Here is a 21149-nt window from a genome sequence, read left to right as displayed (position 1 = left end):
TTATACAAATAATATTTTTTCCTTTTCGCCTATTCACTCAACATTCGCCCACAACCTGCATACATATGTATGGAATGATTGATTGTATGGAGGAGGTTCAAGAATGGCATTAAGTCATAAAAATCGTAGAGAGATTATTACCAAAGCGATCTGTGGTAAAGGTCGCAGATTCTCTACCGTAACCCATACCGTAACTCCGCCGAATAATCCAACGAGCATTTTAGGGGCATGGATTATTAACCACCAGTATGAAGCTGTGGCGGCGGGGGACGGCATTGAGGTCGTCGGGACGTATGATATCAATATTTGGTACTCATACGATAAAAACTCGCAGACCGATGTGGCCAAGGAAACGGTGTCGTACGTAGAAAATGTGCCGCTCTCGTATCTTGATCCGAAGCACCGGGCGTCTACAGTGGAAGTATCCGCCGAAGCTACACAGGAGCCGAGTTGTGTCGAGGCCAGTGTGTCTTCTGGAGGTGGCAGCGTAATGATCCGGGTCGAGCGGGAATTTGCGGTGGAGCTGGTGGCGGAAACGAAGATTGTTGTAGAAGTATTCCCGAATGGTAGCAGCGATGATTTTGAAAAAGACTTTGATTTTGGAGCGGAAGAGGGGGACTATGAGGAGCTCGACCCCGACCTCATTGACGACGAGCTCTGACAGAAGTAACCAAAAAGAGGGCCGCTTTACTCTTTGCGCCGGCTGATTCTGCGCAGGGGGCAAAGGCCCTCCTTTTTTGTTGTTGTGGGTTGAAATCCGTACGTAGTCCGTAGGGGGGAATACGATGCAGCAGCCGGGACAGGCGCTCATACGCTTCAGACAGATGTCAAACGATGAAAAAGAGCGTAGACTGGAACGTTCAGGCATAACGGTGCAGTGGATGGATAGCAGCCTTGCAGATTTTGCGATAGGCTACGCGGTGCAAATCCATCAACTGCGAGTGCTGGAAATTCGTAGACGTGCCATCGAGCGACCTTCCAAAGTCCGCGCACACGATCTATCTGAGCTGGATCAACATTCACCGCTCTATGTCCGGATGGAGCGGCTGGCTGTACGTGCGTTGTACACACTGGGTTTGGACAGTGGTGAGGTGGTACTGACGCCGCTGGGGGAGCGCAGCTGTCAGGTGCGCGAAGTCTCGGCACAGCCATGGCTGAATGATAGACATTTGGCCACGCTATATGAAATTGCTGCGCGCGAAGGGGATATTGAGGGTGAGAATCTTTCAGCGGAACGAGGGAGAGATCGACTACTCATCGGAATGGACCCTGAATTTGTGCTGGTTCGTATGCCAGAGGGACGGGTCGTTCCGGCATCAAGATATTTGGGTCGTCTCGGCATAGCCGGCTGCGATGCTGTTACCCGCCGGGGACGAACACTGTATCCAGTCGCTGAGCTTCGTCCTGCGCCAAGTGGAGATCCGGCCCGTCTGCTGAAGCATCTGCGTCAAGCTTTTGCAACCGCAGCCCGGCGCATTGCTGACCGCACACTCATCTGGCAGGCGGGGGGGATGCCGCAACCGGGTTTTCCGCTGGGCGGACATCTGCATTTTAGCGGGGTTTCGCTAAACGGTGCCTTGCTCCGGGCACTGGATAACTATTTGGCACTGCCTTTGGCGCTACTGGAAGACAAGCGTGCGGTCCGGCGCAGACCGCATTATGGCAATTTGGGTGATTTTCGCCGTCAGTCGTATGGAGGCTTTGAATATCGTACACTGCCCAGTTTTCTTATTTCGCCACAGCTGGCGAAAGGTGTGATTGGGATGGCGTTTCTCATTGCTTCTCAATATCCGCGTTTGCAACGTAGGCCGCTGGGTCAGGAGGAGGCTCACAGAGCCTTTTATGAAGGAAATCAATCTGTGCTTAAGGAGTATGTGGAACCTCTTATTTTGGATATGGTTTCACTGGAAATATACTCGCAATATGAAGCTTATGTAGCGCCATTGCTGGACAGCCTCCGCAAGGGGAAACAGTGGGATGAATCACGGGATTTGCGTCCATATTGGAAGCTTACGTAAAATCAAGTGTCGACACCAGGAACGGTTTCATGTTATCGACTGTCATTTTTGATATAATGAGAGATAATTATAAGTTTAAACGGAACAAAGTGTGGGGGTTAGTGAACGGTATGTCCAAATATACACCGATGATTGAGCAGTATTTATCCATAAAAGAGCAGGCTAAAGATGCATTTTTGTTTTTCCGTCTGGGAGATTTTTACGAGATGTTTTTCGATGATGCAATTCTTGCATCCAAGGAGCTGGAAATTACACTTACGGGTCGTGAGGGTGGCGCCACGGAAAAAATTCCGATGTGCGGCGTGCCTTATCATTCAGCTGAAAATTACATACAACGCCTTATTGAGAAGGGTTATAAGGTGGCCATCTGTGAGCAAATGGAGGAAGCCTCAGCTACGAAGGGGATGGTGCGGCGGGATATTGTCCGCGTTGTGACCCCGGGAACGGTAATGGAAGGCAAGGTGCTGGGTGACAAATCCAACAACTACATGGTATGTGTCACAGAGACGGACGGAATGCTGGCGCTTGCGGCGTGCGACTTGTCAACAGGTGAATTGTATGTGACTTCTGTGCCTGATTCGAAAGAATGGCTACTAGATGAAATTAACATTTATGAGCCTTCCGAAATGTTGGGAGATGGTCATCTGCTGGATTTTGTGACATCCCGTATGTCCCCCGTTGGACGGCGTGTTGTGTATACGGCCTGGGACAAATCCAAGGATGATTTGGTTCGGGATCAATTTGGGGAAGCCACGTGGGCAAGGCTTACGGAGGAACGCAGACGGTGCGTATCGCGCTTGATTTCCTATTTGAATGAAACACAAAAAAGATCGTTAGGCCAATTGACCCAAATCTCGGTATATGAGCCAAACCATTTTATGATTCTGGATCCATTTACCCGCAGGAATCTGGAACTGGTGGAGACGGTACGGGAACGCTCCAAGAAAGGCTCGCTGCTGTGGCTGTTGGACCGCACAGAGACTTCCATGGGAGCGCGTCTGTTGCGTCGTTGGATTGACAAGCCACTGTTGAGCAGCAGTCTTATTGAGGAACGCTTGGAGGCGGTGGACAAGCTATACCACCAGTTTATTTTCCGAGAGGATGTACGTGCTCAGCTTAAAGAGATTTACGATCTGGAGCGTCTAGTTGGGCGGATCGCCTTTGGTAGTGCTAATGCACGTGATCTGATCGCCCTCAAGCTGTCGCTGGCCCAAATTCCTTCTTTAAGCGAGCTGTGTGCTGAATCTCCTTCGAAGACGCTGAGACAGATTGCACAAACGCTGGATGGCTGTACAGATCTGTGTGCGTTGATTGAGGAAGCGGTGGCGGATGAACCGCCAATTTCCGTAAGGGATGGAGGTCTTATTAAGGAAGGCTACCATCAGCGTCTGGACGAACTGCGCGAGGCGAGTGTGAACGGTAAACGTTGGATCGCTGAGCTAGAGGCCAAGGAACGTGCAGCAACCGGCATTCGGTCACTTAAAATTGGATACAACAAAGTATTTGGTTATTATATCGAGGTGACCAAATCCAATTTGGCTTCATTACCAGAAGGACGATATGAACGCAAACAGACGTTGGCGAATGCGGAACGGTATATCACACCGGAATTGAAGGAAAAGGAATCTCTAATTCTGGAAGCCGAGGATAAAATGGTTGATCTGGAGTACACGCTTTTCTCCGAGCTTCGTAGTAAATTGAACGCTGAAATTCCCCGTTTGCAAAAGCTGGCAGAGCAAGTGGCTGAAATTGACGTGTATCAGTCGCTGGCATCGGTTAGTGCGGAACGGGGATTCGTGAAACCTGAGCTGACTACAGGATATGATTTCGTAGTGGAGCAGGGGCGCCATCCCGTGGTGGAAGCCGTAATGAAAGATGGCGGTTTTATCGCCAACAGCACGGTGTTGGAGGAAGGCGATGCGCATATTCTACTTATCACCGGGCCGAACATGGCTGGGAAAAGTACGTATATGCGTCAGGTTGCGCTTATTGCAATTATGGCTCAAATTGGCTGCTTTGTCCCAGCTGCACGTGCCAAGGTGCCGATGCTGGATCGCATTTTTACACGGATCGGCGCGGCGGATGATCTCATCGGTGGGCAGAGTACGTTTATGGTCGAAATGGCAGATATCCAAGTAATGACGGACAAGGCAACTCCGCGAAGCTTGATCATTATTGATGAACTGGGACGAGGTACGTCCACTAGTGAAGGGATGGCAATTGCACAGGCAGTCATCGAATTTGTCCATGACACGATCGGCTGTAAGGCGCTGGTATCCACGCATTTCCATGAGCTGGCGCATTTGGAGCAAGGCCTGTCTTCGCTGCGAAATTACTCTATGGCCGTGCAGGAAAGCGGCGACAAGGTGAATTTCCTACGCAAGCTCATACCGGGAGCGGCTAGCAGTAGCTATGGCATTTATTGTGCTCGGCTTGCAGGCTTGCCCAATAACATTATTGAGCGAGCGAATGGACTGCTGAATGGTTTTGAACAGGCAGCAGCTCAAGTAACGGCAGGTACCGAGATAGTAGTAGGAGGGAAGAAAGGGACTGATCTTCGTACAGTTTCAGAGACGGAAGATATTTCTTCTTTGACCGAATATAATTCAGGCCAGACATTGCGAGAAAGCGGAGAAACTGCATCATCAACTCAGTCTTTATCACAGCAGGCCACCCTGGTAAAAGAAGATACTCTACAGACTGTGGAGGATTCCAGCAGGTTGGAGCAAGGAGCAACCGAAGTGGTACAGCTGTCCATTTTCGGAGAGCAGGAGCTTGCCGCCTCCAAGCCCCATGCAGAGACAGTAGAGGCTAATCCGATTGTGCGCCAAATTTTGCGCAAGGTGAAAAATGCTGATGTCATGAATATGACTCCTTTACAGGCAATGCAGCTATTAAATGATCTTAAAAACAAGGCCAATGGCCTGTAGTTAAAATAGGTGACATTATTCTTATTTTTCATCACACTTTGAAGTCAGGAGGAGGTTAAAAGGATGTCTAAAATTCGGGTACTGGATGAACATATTGCGAACCAGATTGCTGCCGGTGAGGTCGTGGAACGTCCAGCCTCCGTCGTGAAGGAGCTGGTGGAAAATGCGATTGATGCAGGCGGTACGCGGGTGGACGTATGGGTAGAAGAGGGCGGTCTGCAAAGTATCCGGGTGACGGATAATGGAAGTGGCATTGAGCCTGAGGATGTGGAGACGGCATTCTATCGGCACGCGACAAGCAAAATTGGACATGGTCGCGACCTGTTTCAGATCACAAGTCTCGGCTTTCGGGGAGAGGCGTTGCCAAGTATAGCGGCTGTATCGAAAGTAGAGCTGCTTACAGCAGCCGGAGATGACGGGCGTGCCCGTAAATTGGTGATTGAGGGCGGCAAGCTGGTGCTTCACGAGGATGCCGCTAGTAGGCAAGGGACGGATTTTACCGTACGGGAGCTGTTCTATAATACACCTGCACGGCTGAAATATATGAAAACAATCCAGACCGAGCTGGGACACATTTCGGATGTATTGTACCGAATGGCGCTTTCGCACCCTGAGGTTGCCTTCACATTGCGGCATAATGGCAATACATTGTTGCAAACGCTGGGTAATGGTGATTTGCTCCAGGTGATTGCCGCTATTTATGGAACTTCTGCGGCGAAGTCCATGCTGCTGCTGGAAGGAGAGAGCCTTGATTACCGAATTAGCGGCTATATCAGCCGCCCAGAGTGGACCAGATCGAATCGGAATGCGATATCGACGGTAGTGAATGGACGTTTTGTGCGTAGCTACGGGCTTAATCAGGCGTTGCTCAAGGCGTATCATACCTTATTGCCGATCAATCGTTTTCCGCTGGCTGTGATCCAACTGGAAATGCATCCTTCTTTGGTGGATGTTAACGTTCATCCTGCCAAGCTGGAGGTAAGGTTTAGCAAAGAAGCTGAACTGTTTCAGTTGGTCGAGGATTCGGTAAAAGCTGTTTTAGGGCAGCAAGTGCTGATTCCGAAGGCAGTCAAGCGCGAGATCGGTGGCAAGGACAGTGGCTCGTTTGTGCAGGAGCAGTTTCACTTCTCAAAGGGAAATGCTACGGAAGGGGATGCTCCTTCCGACAAAGACCGGGGGGGAGCACTGCCACTTTCCGTGACCTCGCCGGAGAACCAGGTACCGGGCCAATCCAATTACTTGAACAGAAACGAAGAGAATAACAGAGGTAGCCAGGAGCGTGAGCAACGTCCGAGCAGGGATAGCCTCTCAGCTATTGGACGGGCAAACAACCTTTCAGGTAAAAGTATTAGTGATGATGAACTGGATGCAGATTTTGTGGAAGAAAACAACGGGAGTGAAGTTAGAGGGGACGTGCCGCTCCCTGATGGAGCGACTGTACAGTCGCCCGAAGGAGATAATGCTGCAATAGGCACATCTTCTTTATACAGTGGAGGGATAAAGGAAACGGCTGCTTCTGCAGCTTACCCATCTTCTGTGCCGCCGATTGAAGGACACGCTACGGATTCCCGTCATTTCGCGGATCAGAAGCCTCGCCAGCAACGTCTGAATGCAGAGCAATTGGCAGCGGTGTCGGGAGAAGTTCCAGAGTTGCCCACTTTTCCTGAACTGAATTTAATCGGTCAGCACCACGGGACATATCTGATTGCACAGAACGACCAGGGCTTGTATTTAATTGATCAACATGCCGCACATGAACGAGTCAATTATGAATTTTATTATGAAAAATTCGGTAATCCCGAGTCAGTATCGCAGGAGTTGCTACTGCCAATTACACTGGATTTTACGCCTTCCGAGACAGAAAAGTTGAAAACAAGGCTGCACTGGTTTGAGCAGGCGGGGGTGTATTTGGAGCATTTTGGCGGTCAAACTTTCCGTGTCAGCTCTTACCCGTACTGGCTTCCCCAAGGGGAAGAAGCGGATGTTATTGAGGAAATGGCCGGATGGGTGCTCGAGGAAAGAGCCATTGATCTTGCAAAGCTGCGGGAAGCAGCCTCGATCATGTGCTCCTGCCGGGCTTCGATTAAGGCAAACCAGAAGCTGACTGACCGACAGGCTAGCGTGCTGCTAGAGCGTTTGGCAGCGTGCAAACAACCATATACTTGCCCTCATGGGCGACCTATTGTGGTTTCCTTTTCCACATATGATTTAGAGAAGCTGTTTAAAAGAGTAATGTAAGGGAGTATATATATGTTGCAGGATCGGGAAAACCATGAAGAAGAGCGGTCGAGGCTACGGGAGAAGAAAGTCGAATTACTGGTCACGACAGGGGATTCCCCCTCGGCTGAGGTTGTGGAGCGAGCGAAGATGCTTGCAGCCGAGTTAGGGGTGTTGTATGCCCCTCGTCGTGGCATATCGGTAGCTAAGCTAATCGCGGCTCACAGAGTCCGCCAAGCATTGGTTCTGGTGCAGGGCGGAGTGAGGCTGATTAGTCCAGAACAATCACCGATGGTTTTTCACCCGAGTATGGGCTTCATTCGCGCCAAACGGGTATTAAAGGGTGAACCTGACCCGATGTTGACGGCTGCCCGGCTCGTCCCGGGTGATACTGTACTGGATTGCACCGCAGGACTTGGTACGGATTCTCTTCTATTTTCAATTGGAACGGGAAGCTCTGGACAAGTCACGGCTGTGGAGAGTTCTTTCCCCGTCTATGCTTTAATCAAGGATGGAATGAGGCATTACCGTTCCGGCAACGCTGAAGTAGATCAGGCCTTTTCCAACATTGACGTTCGTTTTGGTCATCATTTGGACTATTTGCGCAGTTTGCCGGATCGCAGTATAGATATTATTTACTTTGACCCTATGTTCCGTGATCCATTACTCGATTCCAGCGCAATCGGTCCATTGAGAGGGTTGGCTAATCCAGACGCGTTGAATGAGGAAAGTATTGTTCATGCGAAACGGATTGCACGAAAAACAATTGTATTAAAAGAAAAACGGGGTAGCGGGGAATTTGCCCGCCTCGGCTTCCGTGTAGAGCAGCGGGGCACAACGAAAACAGTGTACGGAGTGATTGATATTGACAGTGGCACCTAAGCCTAAACTACTTGTTCTTGTTGGCCCGACTGCGGTTGGCAAGACGAAACTAAGCATCGAGATGGCTCGACAATTTGACGCGGAAATTATTTCCGGGGATTCCATGCAGGTATACCGTCATATGGACGTTGGAACTGCCAAAATTTCCGAACAGGAAATGGAAGGAATCAAGCACCATTTAATTGATATTCATGAGCCTGAATACCCATATTCAGTAGCCCAATTTCAGGAAGACTGTCGTCGTCTCATACCTAATATTCAATCTAGAGGAAAGCTACCGTTTATCGTAGGCGGAACAGGTTTATATGTAGAATCAGTCTGCTATGAATACCAGTTTTCCGAGGTGGGGGCTGACGAAGCTTTTCGTCAGGAACAGCTTGACTATGCCGAACAGTTTGGAGCTGACGCGCTTCATGCGCGACTACAGGCGGTTGATCCCGAAAGTGCACTTCGTCTGCATCCTAATGATCGTCGTCGTGTCGTTCGGGCACTGGAAATTTACCATGTTAGCGGAACGACACTTAGCTCTCAACTTGCCAGTCAAAAAAAGGAATCTCCCTACCAACTCTGCATCGTAGGTTTGACAATGGATAGGCAAATGCTATATAAACGTATTGAAGACCGAATTGACGGGATGCTCGATCAAGGGCTTGTTGCTGAGGTAACCTCCTTAATGGAACGGGGAGTGCGAAGCGATGCCATCTCCATGCAAGGTCTAGGCTATAAAGAGATATCCTCCTACCTGCGGGGAGAGGTGTCTTTGGAAGAGGCGGTGACTTGGCTAAAACGGGATACGCGTCATTTTGCGAAGCGACAGCTCTCGTGGTTTCGCCATATGAAGGATATCCAGTGGGTAGATGTCACTGATTTCGGAAATTTTTCTGCTCATGCAGCCCGAATACACGAAATTATAGCAGGAAAGTTCCGGACAGACCTTGAATATACTTCAAAACAATCCAAATGATTATTGGGGGTACGGCTAAAATGAACAAGTCCATTAATATCCAAGATACGTTTCTGAATCAATTGCGCAAGGATTCTATACCTGTAACGGTATACCTCATCAATGGATTTCAGGTGCGAGGGACGATTAAAGCATTTGACAATTTTACGATTGTTATCGACTCGGATGGAAAGCAACAGCTGATTTACAAGCATGCCATCTCCACTTTTACACCGCAACGCAATGTATCGCTTGTACAGCAACAGGATAACGCTAGCGATAACTGATTACGGCTTGACGGTCGCCCGGGTTCATGAAACTTTTCAGGCGTCCGTCTCGTCTAACTGTATAGGAATGTGACCGGGAGCAACCTGATCAGGGTTGTTCTTTTCATTCCGTTTACTTTCATGCTGCCGACAGCAAGCTTTAGGCTTATGTTAGGTATCATATGATTATTCGCGAAAGGGAGTCAGGGGAATGCCAAACGATTCATTGTCCAGATCCGGCAATCGCAATAGAAACACATCTAAAGAGAAGCCGAAGGGCAAGAAAAAGAAAATAACAGGTAAGCGAGTGGGGTGGACGCTATTTATTACAGCGGCCTTAGCCATATTCTGTGCACTTGGTGGATATTTATTTGTCATGGTTAATGGCGAAAAAATTTACAAAGCCAACAAAGACAAAATTACAGTGAACGAGACATCGAAGGTTTATGACCGCAACGGTGTGCTCATGGGTGAGTTGTCTGTGCAAAAAAGCGATCCTGTTAAAAGCGAAGAAATACCAGATCTGCTGAAAAAAGCTTTTGTGGCAACAGAGGATAAACGGTTTTATGAGCATCAGGGTGTTGATATTTGGTCTATCGGTCGGGCGGCCGTAAAGGATATCGTGGCTCGTTCGGCAGTGGAGGGCGGCAGCACACTAACTCAGCAGCTAGCCAAAAACTTGTTTTTGACACGTGACAAAACCTTTTTCCGTAAAGCGACCGAGGTATCCATCGCAATGGCGCTGGAGCGGAATTTGACTAAAGAAGACATCATTACACTATATCTGAACCGGATTTGGTTTGGACGCTCGTATTCTGGAATTAAGGCAGCGTCGGAAGGCTATTTTGGCGTGTCAGACTTAAACAAATTAAAATTGTGGCAGGTTGCTACACTGGCAGCTATTCCGAAAGGGCCATCCAAGTATAATCCGATCAGTAACCCGGAGAACTCGAAGGCACGACGTGCGGTGGTTCTCCAGCTGATGTTTGAGCAAGGGATGATTGGAAAGCAAGAGATGGAAGAGGCCAAGGCTGTAAATTACAATTACAAACAACCAGAAAAAGTTCAAAAGTATCAAAATTTTATGGAATACGTCATGGATGAGGCAGAGGATGCACTGCCAGGAGTTAGCGGCAATGATTTGATTATTGGTGGTTATAAGATTCATACGACAATGGATGCCCAGGCCCAAAATGCGCTGGATCAGGCGATGGCAGATGATGACATGTTCGAAAAAAGTCCTGACGATCAGCCTGTTCAAGCCTCGATGGTCATTATTAACAACCAAACAGGTGGAATTGCCGCAATGGCACCCGGACGAGATTATAAAAAGGGAACCTTCAATCGTGCGACACAGAGCCGCAGACAGCCAGGATCGGCTTTCAAGCCGATTGTAGCCTATGCGCCAGCTCTTGAATCCGGTAAATTTACGATGGATACCCCTTTGAGTAACGAACGCCAGAGTTTTAACGGATACAGTCCGAAAAACTTGCATGGTTACTCATCAACCATTAGCATGCTCGATGCCATTACGAAGTCTGAAAATATTCCGCCTGTATGGTTGCTGAACCAAATCGGTGTGGAAAAAGGGGTTCAATTTGCCGAGAGCGTAGGCATTCCGATGGACAAAAATGATCACTCACTTGCTATCGCATTGGGTGGATTAAGCAAAGGAACGAATACCCTTGAAATGGCGCAGGCCTACAGCGCTTTTGCCAATAAAGGACAATTCCAAAAGGCTTATTCCATTAAAAAAATTAATAATAGTGATGATCAGGTAGTTTATACTCATGAAGAGGAATCTAAATCTGTAATGAGTGAAAAAACGGCTTATGAAATGACACAAATGATGCAAAATGTAGTCAATAGCGGCACAGGTCGCAAAGCACGTATTGACTGGCCTGTAGCTGGTAAAACGGGTACGACCCAAAGCGGAATTAGCGGTAACAGTGGTAACCGGGACATCTGGTTTGTCGGTTATACGCCAGAATATACCGGAGCAGTATGGATGGGTTATGATAAGCCGGACAGCAAACATATGCTCAGAAACTACAGTGGGCAGTCGGCAGCCTTTTTCGGAAGAGTCATGGGTGAAGCTCTCAAGGGACACCCGGTTACGCAATTCAGCGAGCCGAAGGGATATGAACCACCAGTTGAGCAGAAGCCAGAAGAGCCGGTTCAGGCTACCGCTCCAAGCGGGCTGAGCGGGTCTTATAGTCAGGACACCCAAATTGTATCGTTGTCCTGGACTGCGGCGACGGGGGATAATGTACAATACCGTGTGTATCGCAAAGGGACTTCTGATGCAGGCTTTGCAACAATCATGGAGGCCATGAAGGGCACGAGTGGTGAAGATACGTCTCCTATAGCTGGAAACACGTATGAATATTATGTAGTGGCTTATGGAGCGGATGGTAAAGAATCCGAGGCTTCTAATACGATCCGTGTGGAAATTCCGGCAGAGACTACTCCGGTTGATCCACAACAAGGGACTGATCCAAACGAGAATGGAACCTTACCGGATAATGGCGGGGCTACAGACGGACAAAACGGTACAGATCAGGGAAATACAGCTCCTGGCGGTATCAACAACAATAATGGCTCAGGTCAGGTTCCGACATCTCCTGGAGATACTAGTGGGAATGGTGCTGGAGGCACAGGCAACAATAATAGCAATTCCGGCAATGGAAACGATACAAATCAGGAAAATGGTCAGACTACTACACCGGATGCAGGTATTTCTGATGAAGATACTATGGTAAATCCAGAAAATACGGATGCATCTACGACTGAAGTCACAACGGATGGAACTCAAGAAGGCAATTCTAACGGTCATTCGAACTCCAATCGTGGACGTCACAATCGGGATTAGCAAGTATTGCTTTATGTAAGTTGAATTTGCTTCAAATCAAAGGTATTTTCGGACCGTTTCACGGTCTGAGAATACCTTTTTTTGCTTTAGTAAAGGGGTTCTTTTTGAGTGTACAGTTTAAATATGGTAAGCTGGTTTTACCAATGTTGGAGAGGAACATCATTTATGAAGCGCAAATTCGGAGACCGGGCCAACTGGCGCAGAATCACCAATCGCAAGTTTGCTTGCCGGTATGTAGAAAGTGACGCGTTTACAGGATATGTGACCCTGTATACAATTTTGAGTCTCAAGGAGCCGTTATGGAAAAGTTACGGTGGTCATACGTTTTGCATAGCCGATAAAGGATATTCCTGGCTACAATATTATCCAAAAGGTGAGCACTATGTGGTGACTGCTATGTTTGACAACCGAGAGCAAATCGTTGAATGGTACATTGATACCTGCCGAAATCAGGGTGTGACCGATCAAGGAGTCCCATGGTTTGACGATTTGTATTTGGATGTTGTGGTGCTTAAAAACGGTGAAATCTTCCTAGTGGATGAGGATGAATTGGAGGAGGCGTTACAACGGGGGCATATCTCAACGCAAGAGGCAGAATTGGCTAACCGTACAGCGGCTGATGTGTTACATCAGATAGATGCCCACGTGTTCCCCTATTTTAAAATGTCGCTGAAACACCGGGCAGAATGGTTTCACAACGGTGATTTCAAGAGAGAACGGTGAAAGTTTTGCAGTGGATTAAAGACACTAGGCCCAAACGTCCTGAGTTGAAAAGCGGGCAGAGTCGCCTTAAGAAGATATCTATGGTATCCAAGCGTCTTGTACTTTGTTTGATGATTTTCATTTTGGTCGGATTGGTATGGGCAGGTATCCGAGTGTGGGACATGAATACAGCCGCCTCTACCACTCCGCTCAAGCAAGTGCAAATTGGAATCGTACTAGGTGCTTCTATGTGGGGGGCTGTGCCCAGTCCTGGATTGAAGGAAAGGCTGGAAGAAGCAGTGCGCTTATACCGCAACGGGACGGTACAGCGTCTAATTGTAAGTGGGGGACTGGATAAACCAGATTTTCCGTATACGGAGGCTGAGGGCATGCAACGCTATTTAGTAGATAGGGGGGTCCCTGTACAGCATATTGTGTTGGAAAACCATGCGACCAGTACTTACGAAAATCTGCTCTATAGCCAGCGCATCATGAATGAATATGGATGGACCTCCACCGTGATCATCACACATAGCTATCATGGCCCTCGGGCGATGGAGATTGCTCAATTCTTGAAATTTGATCATCCTCAGATGGCACTGACGGAATCCAAAGTGCTGAATATGCCAATTCATCAATCAAGAGAAGTATTGGCATACGCTAAATGGACGCTGCAACGGTGGTGGATCAGCGCTCAAACTTGGGTTGCCTGAATTAAAGAAAAGGCTTTGTGCACGTTCCCGTTGCTTTTATGCTAATAAGGACATGCCAGACCGAATACATTAATAGGGTAAGCTGTGCCTGAAGAAATGTTGAGGTGATGGATGCATGAACGGACGGGGAATCGCCGCGGGCAAGCGGTCGGAGGAGAGACCTTCCAGACAAATTAATGTCGTGCTGCGTAGCCCGGAGCCGATAGCTTCGGTGACTGTGGACGAGACGGAAGCAGTGGCTTCAACCAAGTCACAGGCGCTACCGCAGTATCTCAGTCTTTATCAGGAAATTCAGAAAGAACTCGATCATCTCGTCGGCTTGGATAACATCAAAGACCTGGTATTTGAGGTATATGCCTTTTTGCAAATCGCCCATATGCGCACGGATGCGGGATTATTGAGCAATGCACACGTATATCACATGATTTTCAAAGGAAATCCAGGTACAGGCAAAACGACAGTAGCCCGCATTATCGCTAAAATGCTGCAAAAAATGGGTGTACTGAGCAAAGGTCATCTGATTGAGGTAGAGAGGGCTGATCTGGTCGGTGAGTATATTGGCCATACGGCACAAAAAACGCGAGATCTGGTAAAGAAATCTCTTGGCGGCGTGTTGTTCATTGATGAGGCTTACAGTTTGGCACGCGGAGGGGAAAAGGATTTTGGAAAAGAAGCGATTGATACCTTGGTAAAGTCCATGGAAGACCAAAAAAATCAATTTATTTTGATTCTCGCTGGATACTCGGGGGAAATGGACTTTTTTCTACGAACAAATCCTGGTCTTCCTTCTCGCTTTCCAATCCAGTTGGATTTTCCTGATTATACTGTGGATCAGCTTATCCAAATTTCCGAGATGATGGCCAAGGAGCGGGATTATATTCTCATGCCTCAGTCCATAATTAAAATGAAGGAGCATTTGCTAAACGAGCGTAATGACAGTCTTCATGCATTTAGTAATGCACGATATGTTCGTAACGTGATTGAAAAAGCGATTCGGCACCAAGCTGTCAGGTTGCTCAATCAGTACCGGAGCGGGCAACCTGGCAAACAGGAATTGATGACGCTGCGTCCAGAGGATTTGAAAATGGACAAAAGATAGGCGATAATAGGAATCTGAATCACATCGAATGGTATGACATCGAGCGGGGGCCGGCCTGAACATCAGGTCGGTCTCTGTTCGAGAGTTGACATGAAAATAAAGGAGCAAACAATATGGCGAACTCCACTCATGATACACAAACCGAAATGCAGGACAAGGCGGTACTGGTTAGTCTAATTACGGATGAAGTTAAACGATCTGGCATCAATACGGAATACTCGTTGGATGAGCTGGTGAAACTGGCTGAGACAGCGGGAGTTGAAGTATTGAGCGTCCTGACACAGAATAAGGAAGCTAAGGATTCAAAATGGTTTATTGGCAAAGGAAAAGTAGAGGAATTGCGCGCAGTTGCTGAAGAATTGGGAGCGAATACAGCTATTTTTGATCAGGAGCTCTCGGGGGCCCAAGTACGGAATCTGGAAGAAAGTCTGGATCTCAAAATTATTGACCGGACACAATTGATTCTGGACATTTTTGCACAACGTGCAAAAACACGGGAAGGTATTATTCAGGTTGAACTGGCGCAGTTGTCATATTTACTTCCACGTTTGTCTGGACATGGAAAAAATCTCTCGCGTCTCGGTGGTGGAATCGGAACACGTGGTCCTGGTGAAAGCAAGCTGGAGACAGACCGCCGTCATATTCGTGATCGAATCAGTGATCTGAAACGCCAACTGGAGGAAGTGACCCGCCACCGGTATTTGCACAGGGAGCGCAGACAAAAGAGCGGCATTGTTCAGGTGGCACTTGTTGGCTATACCAATGCGGGCAAATCGACGCTATTGAAGCAACTAACAGCAGCCGATGTATATATTGAGAATCAACTGTTTGCGACGCTGGATCCTACCTCCAGAACAATGGAGCTACCGAGTGGAAAAGAAGTTATTCTTACGGATACGGTCGGTTTTATCCAAAATCTCCCTCATGATTTGGTTGCTTCCTTCCGGGCTACTTTGGAGGAGGCGAATGAGGCTCATCTCATTTTGCATGTCGTAGACGCGTCTTCGGATATGCGAGACGAACAGATGAAAGTTGTAGAGACGATCTTACAACAGCTAGGGGCTGCGGACAAGCCTCAGATCGTATTATTTAACAAAAAAGATGCCTGTACCCCTGAGCAACTGGAAATGCTTCCTTCTGGGGAGGGCTATTTGAAAATTAGCGCTTTTGATGAAGGCGATTTGCTGCGCATTCGTGAACTGATTCAAGAGCATTTGAGCGGTGATACGCTGAGATTCCGCATTCCTGCGGAACGAGGGGATTTAACCTCGGTGCTTTATCGAATCGGAGATGTACTGCTGACAGAGTATGATGGAAATGATGTCATTTATGAGGTTGAAATTCAAAGAGGCGAGTACGAAAAGTATGGTCATGCACTCAGCGAGTTCACAGAAGGTTAACATCTAATGATGCTTTTGGGTCAATAAAATGATAATGCTCATCGTTCAAAGTGAACAATAATATAACATGAATAGCCTAAGGCTGCGTAAGAGAGAGGGTCAAGAAGGTAAATGGTAGTTTTTAGTCCAGAAATTCAGCAAATTCAGGAAACGGCAGAACATAAAATACAAGAACGTATACAGCACATAGATCATATTGTAGATTCAAATCAGTGGAAGGTAATTCAGGCATTCCAGCGGAAGCAAGTGAGCGATTTTCATTTTGCGGGTTCTACGGGATATGCTTACAATGACCGGGGACGTGAGGTGCTGGAAGAAGTCTATGCGGATGTGTTCGGTGCGGAGGCAGCGTTGGTGCGTCCGCATTTTGCCTCGGGTACTCATACAATTGCCACTGCTTTATTTGGTGTGCTGCGTCCAGGGGATGAACTGTTATACATTACCGGGAGGCCTTATGATACCCTGCACAAAGTGATTGGTAAGCCCGGCGACGGGACAGGATCATTGCAAGATTTTGGCGTTACTTATGGAGAAACCGCACTGACAGCGGAAGGTAAAGTGGACTGGGAAGCGGTGGAGGCTGCTATCCATGCCAATACAAAAGTAATCGGTATTCAGCGTTCACGCGGTTATGATTGGAGAGCTTCGTTTAGTGTAGCAGATATTGAAGAAATGACAGCACGTGTGAAGGAAATAAAACCTGACGTCATTGTCTTTGTTGACAATTGCTACGGTGAATTTACCGAGAAGTTGGAACCTACTCAGGTCGGTGTCGATTTGATGGCAGGTTCGTTGATTAAAAATCCCGGTGGTGGCATTGCAGAAACGGGTGGATATATCTGCGGCAAACAAAAGTATGTAGAACTGGCATCCTACCGATTAACTGCACCTGGAATCGGTGGAGAAGTAGGTGCCATGTTAGGTACTACACGAGGCATATTTCAGGGACTATTCCTTGCTCCAACACTGGTTGGGCAAGCGGTTAAAGGGAGTGTATTCGCAGCTGCGGTCTTTGAGGAGATGGGATTTGAGACCAAACCTGCCTGGCATGAAGAGCGTACGGATTTGATTCAGGCTATTTCTTTTAGCGGACCAGAACATCTAATTGCTTTTGTACAGGGTATTCAGCGTGCGGCTGCCGTGGATAGCCATGTGGTGCCGGAGCCGTGGGATATGCCGGGTTATGAGCATCCAGTTATCATGGCAGCAGGTACGTTCATACAAGGGGGAAGTTTGGAACTATCCGCAGATGCTCCGATTCGTGAGCCTTATATTGGTTACATGCAAGGGGGCTTAACCTACTCTCATGTTAAATTTGGAGTGCTTATGGCTCTGCAAACGATGAAAGAACGTAAATTATTGTGAGTTTTTCTAACATGTCATTGACACTTTGCATCAGCTAAATGTACAATAAGGTGAATAATAGATCACTGGAAGGTTGATGACAAATGGGCGACGAAATTCGCAGAAATATGGCCTTATTTCCAATAGGTATTGTCATGAAGCTAACGGACTTGTCAGCACGTCAGATTCGTTATTATGAACAGCATAACTTGATAGTTCCTGCCCGTACATCGGGAAACCAACGTCTTTTTTCTTTTAATGACGTAGAGCGTCTGCTTGAAATTAAGGCGTTGATCGAGAAGGGTGTTAACATTGCGGGAATTAAACAAGTCATGAATCCGGTTACCAAGGAATCGGAGGAAGCTACGGTTATTACTGCAGATACGGAAGTCAAACGCCGGGAAATGTCCGATACTCAGCTTCACCGTCTACTTAAACAACAACTTGTTGCAGGCAAAAGACCAGGACAGGTATCCCTAATCCAAGGCGAATTATCACGGTTCTTCAATAAGAGATAATGCTTTGACCTATCTCTTGGTACAAGGTCGCCTTACTTTAAAACCAGGTCTCATCATTTAAGTATTTATAGAACAACTGATTCGTATATAGTCGTTACAGAAAGGGAGAGGTTAGAGTGAGTTATAGCAGAGAAGATATCCTTCGGATTGCGAAAGAAGAAAATGTTCGTTTTATTCGTTTGCAATTTACAGATTTGCTGGGCACTATTAAGAACGTTGAAATTCCGGTTAGTCAACTGGAAAAGGCATTGGATAATAAAATGATGTTTGACGGTTCTTCCATAGAAGGTTATGTGCGTATTGAAGAATCTGATATGTATTTATATCCGGATTTGGACACTTGGGTGGTATTCCCTTGGGTAACCTCGGATCGTGTAGCTCGTTTGATCTGCGATATTTACAAGCCGGATGGAGTTCCGTTTGCAGGTGACCCGCGAGGCATCTTGAAACGTGTACTTAAGGAAGCAGAAGAGTTGGGATACACTTCGATGAATGTCGGACCAGAGCCTGAATTCTTCTTGTTCAAAACGGATGAAAAAGGCGAGCCAACTACAGAACTGAATGACCAAGGCGGGTATTTTGACCTGGCTCCGATGGATCTGGGTGAAAACTGCCGTCGTGAAATTGTACTTAAGCTTGAAGAGATGGGCTTCGAAATTGAAGCATCTCATCATGAAGTTGCACCTGGTCAGCATGAAATTGACTTTAAATATGCAGATGCGATTAAAGCTGCCGACCAGATTCAAACGTTCAAGCTCGTTGTTAAGACGATTGCTCGTCAGCATGGTTTGCATGCTACCTTTATGCCAAAACCTTTGTTTGGTGTAAATGGATCCGGTATGCACTGCAATCAATCGTTGTTTAAGGACAATGAAAACGTATTTTATGATGAAACGGACGAACTCGGATTAAGCCAGACGGCCCGCCACTATATGGCTGGTATTCTTAAACATGCACGTGCAATGGCAGCGATCACGAATCCAACGGTAAATTCCTACAAACGTCTCGTACCAGGTTATGAAGCGCCTTGTTATGTGGCTTGGTCTGCAAGCAATCGCAGTCCAATGATTCGGATTCCCGCGTCTCGTGGTCTGAGCACACGCGTCGAAGTTCGTAACCCTGACCCAGCAGCGAATCCTTATTTGGCCTTGGCAGTGATGCTGAGAGCAGGTTTGGATGGTATCAAACGTCAGTTAGCTCTGCCAGCTCCGATTGATCGTAACATTTACGTGATGTCTGAGGAAGAGCGGATTGAAGAAGGCATTCCAAGTCTGCCAGCAGACTTGAAAGAAGCTTTGTCTGAGCTTATTCGGAGCGAAGTTATCTCTGACGCACTGGGCGACCATGCTCTAGCCTACTTCTATGAGCTTAAGGAAATTGAATGGGATATGTACAGAACCCAAGTGCATCAATGGGAACGCGATCAATATCTAACTCTTTACTAAAATGGGAAATCCCTTAGCGCTCTAAGCGTTGAGGGATTTTTTTGTTTGTGGGTAATCCATTCATCATTTGACGCCAATTAGTTCTCCCCTCAATCTCCCCACAAAAAAATATTATTGAAGTAGACTTTCGGTAAAAGACTCATAGTTCTCCATGCTATTCATCTCTATTTTTTTGGAGATGTGTGGATAAGTGTCGGCTGTGAAAAGAGTGACGAGTCGAGTTTCTGCATTGTTCTTCCTTATAGGGTGACTGGTTAGATGAGTAAATACAATGGGAGAAAAATGATCTTTACTACTTATTACAGCGGCAGGCCGGTCTAAGATTAAGGAAGTTCGATTAGTGGAAACTATGGATAAGAGACAGATTTCTGTTTTTGAAAATATGCTAAATGATATTTTAGGAGCTTCAGCTAAACAGCAAGTGTCTTTTGGATAAGGGTATTATGAGGATTGAAAACAGATAGTAGAATTTACAGGAATATAACTAAAAGTCCACATGTTAAAAAGAAGAACCCAAAGAGTATCGAAACAGAGCCTCTAAATTTCATGTCATCAATGTAAGCATCACTCGGTTCAGAGTCACCTTTGTTCTTCCAGGCTTCGTTTACACGCCATCCCCAAGTGGGATTTCGTTTACTTAAAATACCAAGCGAGAAAAAAATAATCGCAATAAAAATAAGCATGAATCCCATTTGATCAGCCCCTTTAAGTAAACTATACCAAAAAAGAACGACAGATGGAAAGTATCGTCTCTCAAGGACAGATAGAAGAAAAATAAGAGGGCTTTGCCCTCCATGGGATGGTTCAATTTTAATCTGAGTAGGCAACAGCATTAAAACTTTCTATTCCTATTCGGGTAGCATCTGCTGTGCAAAATAGATATAAGGTATACACCAATTCATTTGAAGGTGGTAGAGGGATATTGTAATCGGAAGCATTTATGGTGAGGACCTGTACAGCGTTTGGGTTTGCTTCGGAGACGCTTACAGAGTAAAGGGCGTAAGCAACAAGCGAATCGAAATTGCCTCTAACAATGGAAAAAGAAATAACGGAGTCAAATGGTGGAGGGGTAGGAAATGCAAGCTCAGCTATCCCGGATAATTGTACACGCATGTTTTCCCCTGCGCCCGTTACATCTAAGCCAAACTCAGCAATGGCAACGGGTGTATTGGCTGGCAAGGGAATAGAGATTGTATTACCGTAACTTGCGTTTTGAGATGTTCGAGCATCTAACAATCTAGTCATTATCTCATCTCCTTTTTGATAGTTTATGCAGAAGATATTCAGTGTTGAGGGCTTGGTGGATATGCCTCTAAGCTAATTCGGTGTATTGCGTCATTAATGGCCCCGAAGGGTAGAGAGGAAGGATACAAGATGGAACTTAGCGAGAAACAGCTGGAGAATGTAAGCACGCTTTGGGCTTAACTTACAACAGAAGCCGACAAAAACATTTTTTACTGTGACACGGTCAATCGGTTTGGAATGATCTTGTTGCTAAAGGGTTAGCTACAAAACGAGGCGGATGGGATGAGAAAAGCGCGTATTTCCGCCTGACATATGAAGATGCGAAGACCGTTTATACAAAGCCATTGACACGAAAGTATTTTGAAGCATTGCATTAAAAAGTTTTAACCCCATAGAGGACAAGAAGGAGGGGGAACTCTCCATAAGGGAGAGAGACACAATGCCTCCCCTATACCAAAGGAGAGAATAACTGGTGCCTGATGAAAGGAATTCAACGTCTTGCGAATTTGAGGTTATTAAGGATGTATATTGGGACGACTGGGTCGCATAGTCCGA

17 protein-coding genes are annotated in these 21149 nt (G+C 46.9%); 15 read left to right on the top strand and 2 right to left on the bottom strand.

The genetic code is table 11. The features are described from left to right. The first annotated feature begins 103 nt into the window (after positions 1 to 103). The 15 genes from ACWGXJ_RS14135 to glnA all read left to right on the top strand — a co-directional run bounded on the left by ACWGXJ_RS14135 (position 104) and on the right by glnA (position 19349). On the top strand, positions 104 to 661 hold the full coding sequence (locus ACWGXJ_RS14135) for an outer spore coat protein CotE (RefSeq protein WP_061831597.1): 558 nt from the start codon (positions 104 to 106) through the stop codon (positions 659 to 661). Positions 662 to 785: 124 nt separating this feature from the next. Beyond that, positions 786 to 2018, top strand: a complete 1233-nt coding sequence (locus tag ACWGXJ_RS14130; protein WP_452567011.1) for a putative amidoligase domain-containing protein — start codon at positions 786 to 788, stop codon at positions 2016 to 2018. Positions 2019 to 2128: 110 nt separating this feature from the next. Next, on the top strand, positions 2129 to 4948 hold the full coding sequence (gene mutS, locus ACWGXJ_RS14125) for a DNA mismatch repair protein MutS (RefSeq protein WP_452567010.1): 2820 nt from the start codon (positions 2129 to 2131) through the stop codon (positions 4946 to 4948). A 63-nt stretch (positions 4949 to 5011) separates the two neighbouring features. Further along, positions 5012 to 7186 carry a DNA mismatch repair endonuclease MutL gene (mutL, locus tag ACWGXJ_RS14120; protein ID WP_452567009.1) on the top strand — a complete coding sequence of 725 codons (2175 nt, stop codon included), beginning with the start codon at positions 5012 to 5014 and terminating at the stop codon, positions 7184 to 7186. Between the two features lie 12 nt (positions 7187 to 7198). Continuing rightward, on the top strand, positions 7199 to 8047 hold the full coding sequence (locus ACWGXJ_RS14115) for a class I SAM-dependent methyltransferase (RefSeq protein ID WP_452567008.1): 849 nt from the start codon (positions 7199 to 7201) through the stop codon (positions 8045 to 8047). Beyond that, on the top strand, positions 8031 to 9011 hold the full coding sequence (gene miaA, locus ACWGXJ_RS14110; RefSeq protein WP_452567007.1) for a tRNA (adenosine(37)-N6)-dimethylallyltransferase MiaA: 981 nt from the start codon (positions 8031 to 8033) through the stop codon (positions 9009 to 9011). The genes ACWGXJ_RS14115 and miaA overlap by 17 nt, the downstream gene beginning before the upstream one ends. A gap of 20 nt (positions 9012 to 9031) precedes the next feature. Continuing rightward, on the top strand, positions 9032 to 9277 hold the full coding sequence (gene hfq / locus ACWGXJ_RS14105; protein ID WP_023989043.1) for an RNA chaperone Hfq: 246 nt from the start codon (positions 9032 to 9034) through the stop codon (positions 9275 to 9277). A 190-nt stretch (positions 9278 to 9467) separates the two neighbouring features. Beyond that, positions 9468 to 12128: a PBP1A family penicillin-binding protein gene (locus tag ACWGXJ_RS14100; RefSeq protein WP_452567006.1), complete on the top strand. Its 2661-nt coding sequence runs from the start codon at positions 9468 to 9470 to the stop codon at positions 12126 to 12128. 165 nt (positions 12129 to 12293) lie between these two features. After that, positions 12294 to 12851, top strand: a complete 558-nt coding sequence (locus ACWGXJ_RS14095; protein ID WP_013310580.1) for a DUF402 domain-containing protein — start codon at positions 12294 to 12296, stop codon at positions 12849 to 12851. Then, complete coding sequence (locus ACWGXJ_RS14090) at positions 12848 to 13543, top strand: YdcF family protein (protein WP_440722658.1); 696 nt, start codon at positions 12848 to 12850, stop codon at positions 13541 to 13543. Before ACWGXJ_RS14095 ends, ACWGXJ_RS14090 begins: the two co-directional genes overlap by 4 nt. Before the next feature lie 115 nt (positions 13544 to 13658). Continuing rightward, positions 13659 to 14642: an AAA family ATPase gene (locus ACWGXJ_RS14085; protein ID WP_025718768.1), complete on the top strand. Its 984-nt coding sequence runs from the start codon at positions 13659 to 13661 to the stop codon at positions 14640 to 14642. A 113-nt stretch (positions 14643 to 14755) separates the two neighbouring features. Beyond that, positions 14756 to 16042, top strand: coding sequence for a GTPase HflX (gene hflX, locus ACWGXJ_RS14080; protein ID WP_013310577.1), 1287 nt, complete (start codon positions 14756 to 14758; stop codon positions 16040 to 16042). 111 nt (positions 16043 to 16153) lie between these two features. After that, positions 16154 to 17407: a methionine gamma-lyase family protein gene (locus ACWGXJ_RS14075; RefSeq protein WP_013310576.1), complete on the top strand. Its 1254-nt coding sequence runs from the start codon at positions 16154 to 16156 to the stop codon at positions 17405 to 17407. Positions 17408 to 17490: 83 nt separating this feature from the next. Next, complete coding sequence (locus ACWGXJ_RS14070) at positions 17491 to 17904, top strand: MerR family transcriptional regulator (protein WP_007430683.1); 414 nt, start codon at positions 17491 to 17493, stop codon at positions 17902 to 17904. A 116-nt stretch (positions 17905 to 18020) separates the two neighbouring features. Next, complete coding sequence (glnA, locus tag ACWGXJ_RS14065) at positions 18021 to 19349, top strand: type I glutamate--ammonia ligase (RefSeq protein WP_013310575.1); 1329 nt, start codon at positions 18021 to 18023, stop codon at positions 19347 to 19349. A 470-nt stretch (positions 19350 to 19819) separates the two neighbouring features. On the opposite strand, the gene ACWGXJ_RS14060 is transcribed toward glnA, so the two are convergent. Further along, positions 19820 to 20041 (bottom strand): DUF6199 family natural product biosynthesis protein, encoded by a 222-nt coding sequence (locus ACWGXJ_RS14060; protein ID WP_452567005.1) that lies wholly within the window; start codon positions 20039 to 20041, stop codon positions 19820 to 19822. 118 nt (positions 20042 to 20159) lie between these two features. Further along, complete coding sequence (locus ACWGXJ_RS14055) at positions 20160 to 20594, bottom strand: hypothetical protein (RefSeq protein ID WP_452567004.1); 435 nt, start codon at positions 20592 to 20594, stop codon at positions 20160 to 20162. Between the last annotated feature and the right edge of the window lie 555 nt (positions 20595 to 21149).

It is taken from the genome of Paenibacillus sp. S33 (assembly GCF_053615415.1).
Note: the sequence above shows the minus strand (reverse complement) of the source record. Positions and strands in the feature narration are given on the sequence as shown.